Genomic DNA, 14,713 nt, shown 5'->3' on the forward strand with positions numbered 1-14,713 from the left:
CGCGCTCCCCCTCGCTTCGGTGTTGGGGCCGGATTCTGCACCGCGCGCGTTCCCCTAGAATCAAAGCGCTACAACGATGCCCTGATGGGGGGAAAGCTCGCATGAAACTGATCGGATCCGCTGCCAGTCCTTACGTGCGCAAGGTACGCGTGGTCATGGCCGAAAAGCGGCTCGACTACCAGTTCGTGATCGAAGACGTCTGGTCTGCCGACACCACGATTTCCAGCGCCAATCCGCTGGGCAAGGTGCCCTGCCTGATCATGGACGGCAGCGAGGCCATGTTCGACTCGCGCGTGATTGTCGAATACCTCGACACCTTGTCGCCCGTCGGCAAGCTGATCCCGCAGCAAAGCCGCGAACGTGCCGAAGTCAAGACCTGGGAAGCGCTGGCCGATGGCGTGATGGACGCCGGCGTGCTCTGGCGCCTCGAAGCGACCTGGGCGCACCGCGCCGATGGCGAACGCAGCCAGGCCTGGATCGACCGCCAGCGCGGCAAGGTCCTGGGCGGCATTGCCGCCATGGCCAAGGGCCTGGGCGACAAGCCCTTCTGCAGCGGAATCCACCTGAGCCTGTCGGACATCGCGGTCGGCTGTGCCCTGGGCTGGGTCGGCTACCGCTTCCCCGAGATCGACTGGCGCGGCGACCACACCAACCTCGCCCGTCTTTACGACAAACTCATGCTGCGCCCCAGCTTCGCCGACACCAAGCCCTGAGCCGGCACAGCGCAATCAAACAAAAAGCCCCGCATGCGGGGCTTTTGTTCGTGAAACACCGCGGATCCGGCTCCGCCGGTCCGCAGGTGTTGCCCCCGGTAGGGGGTAGGCGGCTACGCGAAGCGAGCAAGCCTGGGGGCGAGCAATGCCCCGAGTAATAAAAACGTTGCGAGGCGCCCCAAGACGAAGGAGGGAGGGAGGGAGGAGGAGAAGAATCGCCTCGGGATTTCAACCAGACGGTAGCGCCCGGAAGACCTCGCAACATGAAAACGGTCGGGCCGTCCAAGCCCGAACCCGTATGAGATCACCCCGCCGGGCCCGGTTCCCACCGCAGTGGTAAACGTTTGTGACGTCTGATGGCGTCCGGCCGCGGTTTCAGTTAGGCCCGAGTTCCTTCTCGACCGCGCGCACGAACGAACGATCGTCCGGCGCCGTCATGCTCGAATACGAATCGACGACCTTCCCGTCGCGGCCGATCAGGTATTTGTAGAAATTCCATTTCGGCGTCGTGCCCGAAGCCTGCGCCAACTCCTTGAACAGTGGATTGGCGTCCACGCCCCGAACAGAAGATTTCGCAAACATCGGAAATTTGACGCCGAAGGTGTTTTCGCAGAATTCGGCAATATCCTTGTTGGAGCCTGATTCCTGGGCGAAGTCATTCGAGGGGAATCCCAGCACGACCAGTCCGCGCGACCGGTATTTGCTATCCAGCGCTTCCAGCCCCTTGTACTGCGGCGTAAACCCGCAAAAACTCGCCGTATTGACGACCAGCACCACCTTGCCGGTGTACTGGCAGAGCGTCTGGGGTTTTTCATCCTGCAGGCGCGGAAAAGTGTGCTGGAGGATGGCCGGACAACCCGCCGGCGCCGCCTGGGCACGGGCGTGGCCGGGCAGGAAGCAGGCTGCGATGACGATCGCCGACGCAAATGGCACTAGCCGCTGAATGGGGATTCGCATGACGGTTTTACCTATGTAAATAGCCCTTTGGACCGGCGCCGTCCAGCGGCGCACCCACGCATCATCGCGCTGTTGTCACAGGCGCGCCAAAGCTGCCGACTAAAATCCGTCGGCACAAGAAAGACATAGATGCTCTATCCGGAACTCTTCAGACAACTCGAATCCGTCCGTTGGGACATGGACAAGGATATTCCGTGGCAGTCTTTCGACGCGACGCGGCTCTCCGACGAGCAGGCCCAGACCATCAAGATGAATGCCATCACGGAGTGGGCAGCCCTGCCGGCCACGGAGATGTTCCTGCGCGACAACCGCCATGACAGCGATTTCTCCGCCTTCATGTCGATCTGGTTTTTCGAGGAGCAGAAGCACTCGCTCGTGCTCATGGAATACCTGAAGCGTTTCAGCCCGCAATACGCCCCGACCGAGCAGGAACTGCACGAGGTGCGCTTCGATTTCGACCCGGCACCTCCGCTCGAGACCCTGATGCTGCATTTCTGCGGCGAGATTCGCCTCAACCACTGGTATCGCCGTGCGGCCGAATGGCACACCGAGCCGGTCATCAAGCACATCTACACCACGCTCAGCCAGGACGAAGCCCGCCACGGCGGCGCCTACCTGCGCTACATGAAGCGCGCCCTGGAGAAGTTCGGCGACGAGGCGCGCTCGGCCTTCACCAAGGTCGGCGTGCTGATGGCGAGCGCGCGCCGGACGGCGCAGGCCTTGCATCCGACCAATCTGCACGTGAACAAGGCGCTGTTTCCCAATGACACGATTCAGAGCCGCGTTCCCGATCCGGACTGGCTCGAGCATTGGCTCGACAAGCAGATCAAGTTCGACGCCGTCTGGGAAAACAAGGTCGGCGATCGCATCCTGCACAACCTGAGCCTGTTGATGAACAGGAGCTTCAAGACCGTGCAGGAGTTGAACCGGTACCGCAAGGAACTGGCGGCTTCATTGGGCCCCAAGCCCGAGTACCAAGGAGCCTAGCAACGGGCTCGCCCCCAGGCTGCGCGCACTTCGTGTCGCTACGCCTACCCCCTGCCGGGGGCAATACCTGCGGCCCGGCAAAGCCGGTTCCGCGGTGTTTCCTGAGCTCACCCCCAGGCTGCGCGCACTTCGTGTCGCTTCGTCTACCCCCTGCCGGGGGCAATACCTGCGGCCCGGCAAAGCCGGTTCCGCGGTATTTCTGGGGTTTACCGCTTGCGGTCTAGCGGCGTTCTACGATGACGGGGGTGAGCTGGAGTCCGTTGCGGACTTGCTCCGCCGTGTCGCGGGCGAGGTCGCGTGATGCGTAGGGGCCCGCCTGTAGCCGGTGGGTGCCGCGTTCGGTGAATACGTTGAGGGACGGGGCCAAGGCGGGCAATTCACGCGCGACCTGCTGCTGGAAACGGGCGGCGCCATCTCGCTGGCTGAAGGCGCCGAGTTGCACCCAGAAGCCAGGCGGCGGCGCGGAAGCGATTCCTTCGGCCGGGGACGGAAGGGGTGTTGCGCTTGGTGCTGGTGCCGGTGGGGCTGTCAGCGGGGCCAGGGGCGGCAGCGCTGTCACTTCCATCGATTCGATGCGCGGGGCGGCGGCGACCGGGGCGGTCCAGGCTGCCGGGACTGCGACGTTGTCCGAGGCAGCGGGCTGGACGGGAAGCGCGGGAGTCACCGGTGGCGCATGCTGCGCCAGTTGAGTCGCATCCACGTTGCCGCGTCGCCACGCGCCGGTCCGGATGTCGTCGTTCGTGATGCGCTCGATTTCGACGGGCGCGACGCCGCGCAGCAGATCGAGCTTGAGCGCCGCGGTGTAGCTGAGGTCGATGACGCGATCCTCGTGGAAAGGGCCGCGGTCATTGACCCGCACGATCGCCTCACGCCCGTTGGCCGGGTTGCGTACGCGCACATAGCTCGGCAGCGGCAGCGTCTTGTGTGCCGCCGTCATCGCGTACATGTCGTAGGGTTCGCCGCTCGCGGTGGACTGGCTGTGGAACTTGCGGCCGTACCACGACGCGAGGCCGCTTTCACGGAAAGGCCGGTCGTCGACGATCGGCACGTAGGACTTGCCGAGCACGACGTAGGGCTTGCTCGTGCCGCCGCTGCTGCGGATCGGCTCGACCCGAGGCTCCGCATCCGGCACCTGGCCGAGGCCCGCCGGCGGATTGGCGTCCGCCCCGTCGCGCCCGATGCCCCGGGGTCCGCTGGCGCAACCGGCAAGGAAAAGGAGCGTCGCCCCCGCGGCCAGCGCGAGCGCGCGTTGCGACCGCAGGCGCCGCTTAGCCAAACACCGCCTTCCACAACGCCAGCATGGCCTCGCGCTCTGCCACGAGCGAGGTCATCGGCACCTGCGTCGGCTCTTCGTTGAGCCGTGCCCGGTGCTGCACCCTCCGCAGCTCGCGATAGGCCGAAGCCGCGTTCTGGCCGATGCCCTCGGGCAGCAACCCGGCGGTTTCCGCGCGCAGCAGTAGCGCAATGTTGCCGACGTTCGGCACCAGCTCCGGATGGGCCTTCGCTTCCGACAGCACCAGGTACTGCACCGCGAACTCCGCGTCGACCATGCCGCCCGCGCTGTGCTTCACGTCGAAACGGTCCGGCTTCACCGGGCGCGCGGCGCGCACCTTCTCGCGCATCGCGACGATCTCGGCCTTCAGCGCGTCGCGATCGCGCGGCGCGGTGATCACCGCCTCCCGGACGCGGTCGAAGCGTTCGCCCAGCGCGGCGTCGCCCAGCACGAAGCGCGCGCGGGTCATGGCCTGATGTTCCCAGGTCCACGCCGTGTTGCTGCCCCGGCCGAGCTGGTACTTCTCGTAGGCCTCGAAGCTGGTCGTGAGCAGGCCCGAATTGCCGTTCGGTCGCAGCGCGGTGTCGATCTCGAAGAGATCGCCCTCCCGTGTCTTCACCGTCAGCCAGTTGATCAGCTTGCGCACATAGGCGGCGTAGACCTCGCCCGCGCGCTCGTCGTCATCGTCGTAGACGAACACGATGTCCAGGTCGCTGCCGTAGCCCAGTTCCTTTCCACCCAGCTTGCCGTAGCCGATGATCGCGAACTGCGGCTGCTCCCGATGCGGGTTGCGCAGGTGCGGCCAGCACCACCGCGCCGTGACGCGCAGCACCGAATCGGCCAGCGCGCTGAGATCGTCTGCCACTTGTTCGACGGTGATGCGACCGTCGACATCGCGGGCCAGCGTGCGAAACAGCTCGGCATGGTGCGCGTGGCGCAGCAGGTTGAGCAGGCGTTCTTCGTCGGCCTCCCCGGTTCGCGTCAGCGACAGGTGGCGACTCTCGAGTTCTCGTTCGAACTCGGCCGCGACGAAGCGGCCCGACAGCATTTCGTCGCTGGCCAGCTCGTCGATCACGCCCGGGTGCTGCATGAGGTAGCGTGCCGGCCATTTGGCGGAGCCGAGCAGGCGCAGCAGCCGTTCCTGCACCGCGGGCCGCTCGACCAGCAAGGCGATGTAGCTGTCGCGGCGCAGCAGAGGCTCGATCCAGTCGGCCCAGCGCAGCGCGGCTTCGACGTGGTGGCCGACCTTGCCCGGCGCGTCGCTGTCGGGCTCGCGCAGCCACTGGCCGGTGCGCTGCACCAGCTGCCGCAGGCGCAGCCGGGTTTCGTCGCGCAGCGCCAGCACGCGCGGATTCTCGCGCCAGAGCCTGATGCGCGCAGCGAAAGGTTCTGGCAGTCCGTCGATCAAGTCGGCGAGGTCGATGACGGGAACGGCCTTGGACTTGCCGTTGCAACCCGTGCAAGGCTTCTTGCCGCCCAGCAGCTTGTCGAACTCCTGCGCCACGAACTCCCGATGCGCATCGAGCTGCACCAGGAAGTCGCAACAGTCGGCATAACCCAGCGATTGCGCGATCCAGCGCACGTCATCGTCATTGACGGGCAGCACATGGGTCTGCTGGTCGTCCAGGTACTGGATGCGATGCTCGACCCGGCGCAGGAATTCATAGGCGGCGGCCAGCGCATCCGCGGCTTCCTGCGGCATGAGATTGGCGCGCGCCAGGCGCTGCAGCGCGTCGAGCGTGGGACGGGTCCGAAGCTCCGGGAACTGCCCACCGCGCACCACTTGCAGCAGCTGCACGGTGAACTCGATCTCCCGAATCCCGCCGCGTGACACCTTGACGTCATTCGCGCGCTCTGGACGGCCGGCGCTCCTGCGCGCCGCCTGTTCGCGGATCTGTCGATGCAGCGTGCGCAGGGAATCGAACACGTTGTAGTCGAGGTAGCGCCGGAAGACGAAGGGCAGCACCACGCCGCGCAGCGCCTGCGCCGATCGGTCGGCCACCACCGCGTAAGGCGCGACGACGCGGCTCTTGAGCCAGGCAAAGCGCTCCCACTCCCGGCCCTGCCGCTGGAAATATTCTTCGAGCGCGTCCAGCGAGACCACGCTCGGACCGGAGTTGCCATTGGGACGCAGCGCCAGGTCCACGCGGAACACGAAGCCGTGCTCCGTCGTGTCGCCCACCAGCGCATAGATGCGCTTGACCGCGCGCGCGAAGTATTCGTGGTTCGACAGCCGCGAGCGTCCGTCGCCCGCCGTCTCGCCGTCCTGGTCGTAGAGATAGATGAGGTCGATGTCGCTCGACACGTTGAGTTCGCGGGCGCCCAGCTTGCCCATGCCCACGACCCAGAGCTGCGCGCGCTGGCCGTCGGCACCGAGGGGGGCGCCGTGCACGGCATCGAGTTCGGCGCAGGCTTCGCGGCACGCGACGTCGAGCGCGAATTCGGCGAGTTCAGTGCATGCGGTGGTGACGACGGACAACGGCGCCTGTTCGTCGCAGTCGAGCGTGACGAGCCGTTCCATGACCAGTTGCCTGACGATGCGCAGCGAATCGGCAACGCTATTCCCTCGTTTCCGAAGGGCTTCGTAGGCTTCGACCATGTGCGTCTTCACGGGCGCACCGGTCGGCAACAGCGGAAGCTCGCCCGCATAGCGACGCCGCAGCCGTTGCACGAAGCGCGAATAGGCGGACAGTGGAGCCGGCGAGGTGGATGCCGAGGGCGGCCGATGCGCTGTCGCGTCGGCGTCGGTTGAACCCGGGTGGGAGCTGGCGGTCATAATTCCTGACACAGCGCGATCCTCAATGAACGACACGACGTCTTCCCCTTCACGTCTGCTCAAGATCACCGCTGCGACGGCGCGCTGGTTGTTGGGTTTGCTGATCGGTGCATGGCTCCTGCTGGCGCTGTCAGTCGTTGTCCTACACATTTGGATTGTGCCGCGAATCGGCGACTACCGTGTCGCGCTCGAGGCGCAGGCCACCCGCGCCATCGGCGTGCCGGTCCTGATCGGTTCGATCTCGGCCCAGTCGGGCGGCATCTTCCCCACCGTCGAATTGCGCGACGTGGTGCTCCAGGACGCCCACCAGCAGGCAGCGTTGCGGCTCGAACGCGTGGTCGCCAGCGTCTCCCCGCGATCACTGTGGAAGCTCAGCTTCGAACAGCTCTACATCGAACGACCCGAGGTGGAGGTGCGCCGCGATGCGCTCGGCAAGCTGCACGTGGCGGGCCTGGACATGTCCACCGACACCACCGGCGGAGGCGATGGCGCCGACTGGTTCTTCGCCCAGCGGGAGGTGGTCGTCCAGGGCGGCACGGTGCGCTGGACCGACGACATGCGCAAGACCACCCCGTTGCCCCTGACCGACGTGCAGTTCATTGCCCGCAACGGCAGCCGTCGCCACGACATGCGCATCGATGCCACGCCGCCCGCGGGCTGGGGTGAGCGTTTCACCGTGCGCGCCAAGTTTCACCAGCCCCTCCTTTCGGTGCGCAGCGGCAACTGGCGAACATGGGGCGGCGAGATCTATGCGGACCTGCCCTACATCGACATCACCCGCCTCGGCAGCTACGTGCAACTCGACGCCCGGATTCGCGAGGGAAGCGGCGGCATGCGCCTGTGGGCCGATGTCGACGATGGCCGGCTCACGGGCGCAGTGACCGACCTGGCACTGGTGAAGATCGACGCCTCGCTCGCCAAGGGACTCGAGCCGCTGGTGCTGCGTGCCGTCACGGGGCGTCTCGCCGGCAAGATGACGGATCAGACGCTGGAGTTCTCCACGACCAACCTCCAGTTCGACACCGCCGACGGCATGCGCTGGCCAGGCGGCAACCTCTGGTTCCAGCGCACGCCGGCGAAGGATCGGGTTGCCGAACGCGGGGCGTTTCGTGCGGACCGGCTCGACCTGGCCGCGTTGGCGCTGATCGCCGACCGCCTGCCGCTCGACGCCCCCACGCGCAAGCACATCGAGGCGTACCAGCCGCGCGGACTGGTGGAGCGTATCGATGCAAGCTGGCAGGGCCCGCCCGGTGCGCCCGACAAGTACCAGTTGCGTGGCCGCATGAGCAACTTCAGCATCGCATCGCAGCCTGGCGAGCATGTCGAGACGCCGGCGGCCGAAGCGGCGCGCAACGCGACAGCCCGAAGCGCTGCGCGACCTGCCGTCGCTTCGAACGGCGCAACCGCAACTGCGCCCGCCGAGCCGCCGCCCGTTCCCGTGGGAACGCCCGGCGTGCGCGGCGCCACCATCGACTTCGACGCGAACCAGGCCGGCGGCAGCGCGGCTCTGTCGATCGCGAAGGGCGCGCTCGATCTGCCGGGCGTGTTCGAGGAGCCCGTGGTGCCCATCGACCAGCTTTCGACGCAGCTTCAGTGGAAGATCGACGGCGAGGCAGCCCAGCTCCAGGTCTCCGGCCTCCGCTTCTCCAACCCCGATGCCGACGGCGAGGCGCAAGCCAGCTGGCACACGAGCGATCCAGCCGTCTCGCGCAGTGCGGGGCGTTACCCGGGGGTGCTCGACCTCCAGGGCAAGCTCACGCGCGCCGACGGAACGCGGGTCTACCGCTACCTGCCGCTGCACATCCCCAAGCACACGCGCGACTACGTGCGCGACGCGGTCACCAAGGGCACCGCGAGCACCGTCGACTTCAAGGTCAGGGGCGACCTGCACGACATGCCCTTCATGGATCCGAAGCAAGGCGACTTCCGCATCGCCGCGCGGGTTGCCGATGTGACCTATGCCTACGTGCCTCCCACGTCGGGCGCCAAGGTCGCCTGGCCCGCCCTGAGCGGCCTGTCGGGCGAACTCGTTTTCGAGCGCGCCGGCATGCTGGTGCGCAACGCGCGCGGCCGCATCGTCGGCGCGCCCGGCATCGAAGTGACCCGGGCCGAGGCGCAAATCCCCGACATGACGCACCATGCGGCGCAGCTCAAGGTCGACGCGCAGGCGAAGGGGCCGATCAACGAACTGCTGCGAGCCGGCGCGCCTCTCACCGGATCGGCCGAGCCGACCCTCGCGGCCATTCGCACGACCGGCAATGCCGACTACAAGCTGAAGCTCGAACTGCCGCTCGCGGCCCTGGACAAATCGAAGGTGCAGGCCAGCGTCGCGCTGGCGGACAACGAGATCCAGCTCTCGCCGCAGGCGCCGACGCTGTCGCAGGCGAAAGGCACGCTGAACTTCACGGAAAGCGGCTTCTCACTGGCAGGCGTGCAGGCCCGCGGCCTGGGTGGCGCGATGCGCATCGAAGGCAGCGGGCGTTTCGGCGACGCCTCGCAGGACCTGAACTTCCGGGTGCAGGGCACCGCGACCGCCGACGGGCTGCGCGCGGCGCGCGAGGTCGACTGGCTCACCCGGATCGCCGCCAAGGCGACCGGCAGCACACCCTACGCCCTCAACTTCTCGGTGCGCGACGGCGCGACCGAATTCCTGCTCACCAGCACGCTGCAGGGGCTCGCCCTGCAGTTGCCGCCGCCGATGACCAAGGCCGCCGACGAATCGATGGCGCTGCGCGTCGAGAAGAAGGTGATGCCGCGCGACGCACGTGCGCCTTCGGCGCCGGTCGTCAACGACCAGATTTCGGTCGACCTGGGGCGTGTCGCGTCGGTGGTCTATGTGCGCGACATTTCCGGCAACGACGCGAAGGTGCTGCGCGGCGGCATCGGCATCGGCCTGGCGGCGGGCGAATCCGCCGCGCCGCCCGATCGCGGCGTGTTTGCGAACCTGCGGTTCTCGCGGCTGGACGTGGGCGCCTGGCAGTCGATCTTCAGTGCCGCGACCGGCAAGCCGGCTGAAGCGGCAGCTGTTGCCGACGGCCCCGACGAGATGCAGGCCTACCTGCCCACCGTCATCGCGCTGCGGGCGCAGGAACTGGTGTTCGGCGGCCGGACGCTCAACAACGTCGTGCTCGGCGGCACCCGCGAGGGGCAGGTCTGGCGCGCGAACCTCGACGCCACCGAACTCAGCGGCTACGCGGAATACCGGCATGCGCAGGCGGGGCGCCTCTTCGCTCGGCTCGCGCGCCTCAAGATCGCGCGCAGCGAGGCCACGGCCGTCGAATCGCTGCTCGACGAGCAACCCAGCACGCTGCCGGCGCTCGACATCGTCGTCGACGATTTCGAACTGTTCGGGCATCGCCTGGGCCGCGCCGAGATCGATGCGGTCAACCGTGGCGGCGCCGGCCGCGAATGGCGGCTCAACCGGCTGGCCCTCACCAACCCTGATGCCACCTTCACCGCACAGGGCAGCTGGGCCACGCCGCCCGGAACCACCGCGGCCGCCGGGCGCGACCAGCGTCGCACCAGCATGGACTTCAAGCTCGACATCACCGATGCCGGCGGCCTGCTGACGCGCTTCGGCATGAAGGACGTCGTGCGGCGAGGACGTGGCCGGCTCGAAGGCGGCGTGAACTGGACCGGGTCGCCCTTCTCGCTCGACTATCCGACCCTGGGCGGGCAGTTGCAGATCAACGTCGAATCCGGACAGTTCCTCAAGGCCGACCCGGGCATCGCCAAGCTGCTGGGCGTGCTCAGCCTGCAGGCCTTGCCGCGGCGTCTCACGCTGGACTTCCGCGACATCTTCAGCGAAGGCTTTGCCTTCGACTTCCTGCGTGGGGACGTCAAGATCGACCAGGGCGTGGCATCCACCAACAACCTGCAGATGAAGGGCGTGAATGCCGCCGTGCTGATGGACGGGTCGGCGGACATCGCGCGCGAGACCCAGAACATCCGCGTGGTCGTCGTGCCTGAGATCAGCGCGGGCACGGCCGCACTGGTCGCGACGGCGATCAACCCGGCCATCGGCATCGGCACCTTCCTCGCGCAGATGGTGCTGAGCCGACCGCTGATTGCCGCGGCCACGCAGGAGTTCCAGATCGACGGCACCTGGACCGACCCCAAGATCACCAAGGTGGCCCGCCGCTCGACACCCGAGGCGCTGGGCCCTGTGAGTCCGCCCGCCGCACCGGCCGTACGATAGAACAAGCACAAGGAGACTCGCCATGAAAGTCGCTGCGATCCAGATGGTGTCGGCCATCGCACGCGAGGCCAACCTCGCGCGAGCCCACGCATTGCTGGCCGAGGCCGCGGCGGAAGGCGCCGAGCTCGCGGTGCTGCCGGAGTACTTCTGCATGATGGGTGCGCGCGACACCGACAAGCTCGCCCTGCGCGAGACGGCCGGCGCCGGTTCCGTGCAGAGCTTCCTTGCCGATGCCGCACGCGAGTTCGGGCTCTGGATCGTCGGCGGCACGCTGCCGCTCGAAACGGAGGATGACAACCACGTCTTCAACAGCTCGCTGGTCTATGCGCCGGACGGCGCCTGCATCGCGCGCTACGACAAGATCCACCTCTTCTTCTTCGACAACGGCCGCGAGCGCTACGACGAACGCCGCGTCATCGCGCCGGGCTCGCAGCCCGTGTGCTTCGACCTGCCATCGCGCGACGGCCACCGCTGGCGGATCGGCATGAGCGTCTGCTACGACCTGCGCTTTCCGGAGCTCTATCGCGCCCTGGCGCGTGAGGGCGCCGAATTGATGCTCGTGCCCAGTGCCTTCACCCGGACGACGGGCGCGGCCCACTGGGAGGTGCTGTTGCGTGCGCGCGCGATCGAGAATCTCGCATGGGTCGTCGCGCCCGCGCAGGGCGGCACCCACGAGAACGGGCGGCACACATGGGGCCAGTCGATGGTGGTCGATCCCTGGGGCGCGGTGGTGGCGCAGCAGGCGGTCGACGAAGCCGTAGTGCTGTTCGACATCGACGCCATGCAGGTGGAGCGCGCGCGATCGCAACTGCCGGTGCTGACCCACTGCGTACTCTGAAGACGGTGTCCTCGCCTCCGCTGCCTGTCTCCCGCGTCCTCCGCCCCGCGTTCGCGCGGTTGCGCTTCCTGCGCTCCGTGTGGCGGCGCTGGTTCCTGTGGGTACTGCTCGCCATGCTGGTGCTGGCGTTGCTCGTCACCGTCGTCTGGCTGGCCGGACGGCACGAAGTCGAGCAGACCCAGAGCGTGCTCGACCGCGACACGGCCGACGCCGTGTCCGACCTGCGCGTCGGCCTGCAGCGCAATGCCCAGACGCTGCGCGCCTCGCTCGGCGAAGGCGTCGATCGCGAACGTTGGGGAAGCCGCGCATCGGACCTGCTGCGCCAGCACCGCGAGTGGTTGCGGCTCGAATGGCGCGACGCCGCCTTTCGGCTGCAAGGCGCAGTCGACACGCCCTACCGCCAGCACATCTTCGACGAAGGCCGGGGCGGTGCCGACCAGCCCGATGTGATGCTCGCCTGCGCCGCTGCGCGCAAGCTGTCGGCGCCAGCATATTCGCCGAGCCACTACGTCCCCGTCGCCCAGGGCAGCGGCCTCGAAGTCATGGAGCTCTGCCTGCCGGTGGAAGGCGGGGGCTACCTGGTGGCCTCGTATTCATTGCGCGACACGCTCATCGAACTCGTGGCGCCCACGCTCAGCCGCGGGCAGGAGGTGGCCTTTACCGAAGTCGACGGCACCCGGCTCGTGGCCATCGGTGCGCCGCGCCGCGTGGGCACGCGCGTCTTCACCGCGCAGCAACTCATCGACCTGCCGGGCGCCCCCATGATGCTGCGCGTCGATGGCTGGCGCGCGGTGCCGGACCTGTTCCCGAACATGCTGACCGCGCTGGTCACGGCGATCTCGATCGCCCTCGTGTCGGTGCTGGTGCTGCTCGCCCGCGACACGCGAAGGCGCCTGCGCGCCGAGCGCGACCTGGCCGACGCGCTTGCCTTCCGCAAGGCGATGGAGGACTCGGTCATCACCGGCCTGCGTGCGCGCGACCTGCAGGGCCGCATCACCTACGTCAACCCCGCGTTCTGCGAGATGGTGGGCTTCAGCGCCGAGGAGTTGATGACCAGCGAAGGCACGCCCTACTGGCCGACCGAACTCGCGCACGAGTACCAGCGGCGACAGGCCGTGCGCCTGGCGGGCGCCGTGCCGCCGCGCGAAGGCTTCGAGTCGGTCTTCATGCGCAAGGACGGCAGCCGCTTTCCGGTGCTGATCTTCGAGGCGCCCCTCATCAATGCGCATGGCTCGCAGACCGGCTGGATGAGCGCCTTCATCGACATCAGCGAGCAGCGGCATATCGAGGAACTGTCGCGCGCCAGCCAGGAGCGCCTGCAGGCCAGCGCGCGGCTGGCCACGGTCGGCGAGATGGCATCGCTGCTCAGCCACGAACTCACGCAACCGCTGGCCGCGATCACCAGCTATGCGAACGGCTCGCTCAATCTGCTGAATGCCGACCGCTCCCCGCGAAGTCGCGACCACGATGACATCGCGATGGCCGTTCGCCGCATCTCCGAGCAGGCTGACCGCGCCGGCCAGGTGATCCGCAGCGTGCATGACTTTGTGCGCCGGCGGGATCGCACCCGGGAAGCCGTCGCGCCCCATGCGCTGATCGACGCGGTGCTGCCCCTGGTGCGACTGCAGGCGCGCAAGCTGGGTGTGCGCATCGAGCTGTCGCTCGAAGATCGCCTGCCTGCCGTGTTCTGCGACCGCACCCTCGTCGAGCAGGTGCTGCTGAACCTGGCGCGCAACGGCATGCAGGCCATGGACATGCCCGAACTCACCGACCGCGTGCTGCGCCTGAAAGTCGTGCGCGCAGGCAGCACCGGCCGGGACGGCGACGGCGCAATGCCCGCCGATGCGCGCCGCTGGCTCGAATTCTCTGTCGCGGACCTCGGCTGCGGCATCAGCGACGAAGTCGCCCAGCGCCTCTTCACCCCCTTCTTCACCACCCGCCCCGACGGCATGGGCCTGGGCCTGAGCCTCTGCCGCACCGTCGTCGAACAGCACGGCGGCGTCCTCATGTACGAGCCCCACCGCCCCCGCGGCACGATCTTCCGCTTCACCCTACCCCTGGCGGCATGACTAACCCCCAGGCTCGCGCACTTCGTGTCGCTCTCCACCCCCTTGCAGGGGGCAACGCCAGCGGACCGGCAAAGCCGGTTCCGCGGCATTTCTGGAAGAATGCAGGACGCCCCGATCAAGCCCGCCTCAATCCGGGAAATACCGCAGAACCGGCTTTGCCGGGCTGCTGGTATTGCCCCCGGCAGGGGGTAGGCGTAGCGACACGAAGTGCGCGCAGCCTGGGGGGGAGCCAAGTGTGCAACCGCTGATTGATGCGCTTATTTTTATTGTTGATGACGACGCCAGTGTTCGCGAGGCGCTGGCGTGGCTGCTGCGTTCGCGACGACTGGTGAGTGAGAACTTTGCGAGTGCGGAAGCTTTCGAGGCGCGTCTTGCCGACGAACCTCTGCTCGGCCAGCCGCACTGCCTGCTGCTCGACGTGCGCATGCCGGGGACGAGTGGGTTGGTGTTGTTCGATCGTCTCGCGGAGCGGGGGCTGCTGGAGACGATGCCGGTGATCTTCCTGACCGGGCATGCCGATGTGCCGACAGCGGTAGACGCAGTGAAGCGCGGCGCTTTCGATTTCTGCGAGAAGCCGTTTTCCGACAACGCGCTGGTGGACCGCATCGAACATGCGCTCGGCGCGTCCTTGCGGGCCATCGAGGCGAAGCGCGCGCGGCAATTGCTGAAGCACCGCATCGATGAACTGACCGACCGCGAACGCGACGTGATGCGTTGCGTGGTGGAAGGGCTACCCAACAAGCTGATCGCGGAACAACTCGCGATCAGCGTGCGCACGGTGGAAGTTCACCGTGCGCGCGTGTTCGAGAAGATGGAAGTGAAATCGGCCGTGGAGTTGGCCAACCTTCTACGCGATAAGTGAACTCGCCCCCAGGCTCGCGCACTTCGTGTCGCTTCGCCTA

General features: G+C 67.4%; 9 protein-coding genes. 6 read left to right on the plus strand and 3 right to left on the minus strand.

Features of this window, described 5'->3' with window-relative positions; translation table 11 throughout:
- The first annotated feature begins 101 nt into the window (after positions 1 to 101).
- Positions 102 to 713 carry a glutathione S-transferase N-terminal domain-containing protein gene (locus tag ACSFBL_RS18890; RefSeq protein WP_435517324.1) on the plus strand — a complete coding sequence of 204 codons (612 nt, stop codon included), beginning with the start codon at positions 102 to 104 and terminating at the stop codon, positions 711 to 713.
- Positions 714 to 1,088: 375 nt separating this feature from the next.
- Here ACSFBL_RS18890 and ACSFBL_RS18895 read toward each other — a convergent pair whose 3' ends face one another.
- Positions 1,089 to 1,670 carry a glutathione peroxidase gene (locus ACSFBL_RS18895; RefSeq protein ID WP_435517325.1) on the minus strand — a complete coding sequence of 194 codons (582 nt, stop codon included), beginning with the start codon at positions 1,668 to 1,670 and terminating at the stop codon, positions 1,089 to 1,091.
- A 129-nt stretch (positions 1,671 to 1,799) separates the two neighbouring features.
- Between ACSFBL_RS18895 and ACSFBL_RS18900 the strand changes: the two genes are divergently transcribed.
- On the plus strand, positions 1,800 to 2,657 hold the full coding sequence (locus ACSFBL_RS18900) for a ferritin family protein (protein WP_435517326.1): 858 nt from the start codon (positions 1,800 to 1,802) through the stop codon (positions 2,655 to 2,657).
- A gap of 220 nt (positions 2,658 to 2,877) precedes the next feature.
- Here the strand turns inward: ACSFBL_RS18900 and ACSFBL_RS18905 are convergent, their stop codons facing one another.
- Positions 2,878 to 3,933, minus strand: a complete 1,056-nt coding sequence (locus tag ACSFBL_RS18905) for a septal ring lytic transglycosylase RlpA family protein (protein WP_435517327.1) — start codon at positions 3,931 to 3,933, stop codon at positions 2,878 to 2,880.
- Entirely contained in the window at positions 3,926 to 6,706 is a 2,781-nt protein-coding gene (glnE, locus tag ACSFBL_RS18910; RefSeq protein WP_435517328.1) for a bifunctional [glutamate--ammonia ligase]-adenylyl-L-tyrosine phosphorylase/[glutamate--ammonia-ligase] adenylyltransferase, read from the minus strand. The genes ACSFBL_RS18905 and glnE overlap by 8 nt, the downstream gene beginning before the upstream one ends.
- A gap of 25 nt (positions 6,707 to 6,731) precedes the next feature.
- Between glnE and ACSFBL_RS18915 the strand changes: the two genes are divergently transcribed.
- The 4 genes from ACSFBL_RS18915 (at position 6,732) to ACSFBL_RS18930 (ending at position 14,673) form a co-directional block, all read left to right on the plus strand.
- Complete coding sequence (locus ACSFBL_RS18915) at positions 6,732 to 10,904, plus strand: YhdP family protein (protein WP_435517329.1); 4,173 nt, start codon at positions 6,732 to 6,734, stop codon at positions 10,902 to 10,904.
- 22 nt (positions 10,905 to 10,926) lie between these two features.
- Positions 10,927 to 11,742: a carbon-nitrogen hydrolase family protein gene (locus ACSFBL_RS18920; protein ID WP_435517330.1), complete on the plus strand. Its 816-nt coding sequence runs from the start codon at positions 10,927 to 10,929 to the stop codon at positions 11,740 to 11,742.
- A 113-nt stretch (positions 11,743 to 11,855) separates the two neighbouring features.
- The gene (locus ACSFBL_RS18925) at positions 11,856 to 13,811 is read left to right on the plus strand and encodes a two-component system sensor histidine kinase NtrB (protein WP_435517384.1); all 1,956 of its coding nucleotides are present in this window, start codon (positions 11,856 to 11,858) and stop codon (positions 13,809 to 13,811) included.
- Positions 13,812 to 14,046: 235 nt separating this feature from the next.
- A complete protein-coding gene (locus ACSFBL_RS18930; RefSeq protein ID WP_435517331.1) occupies positions 14,047 to 14,673 on the plus strand; it encodes a response regulator transcription factor in 627 nt (208 codons plus the stop codon).
- Positions 14,674 to 14,713: the final 40 nt, after the last annotated feature.

The sequence above is a fragment of the Variovorax glacialis genome, assembly GCF_051216375.1.
Taxonomy (GTDB): Bacteria; Pseudomonadota; Gammaproteobacteria; order Burkholderiales; family Burkholderiaceae_C; genus Variovorax.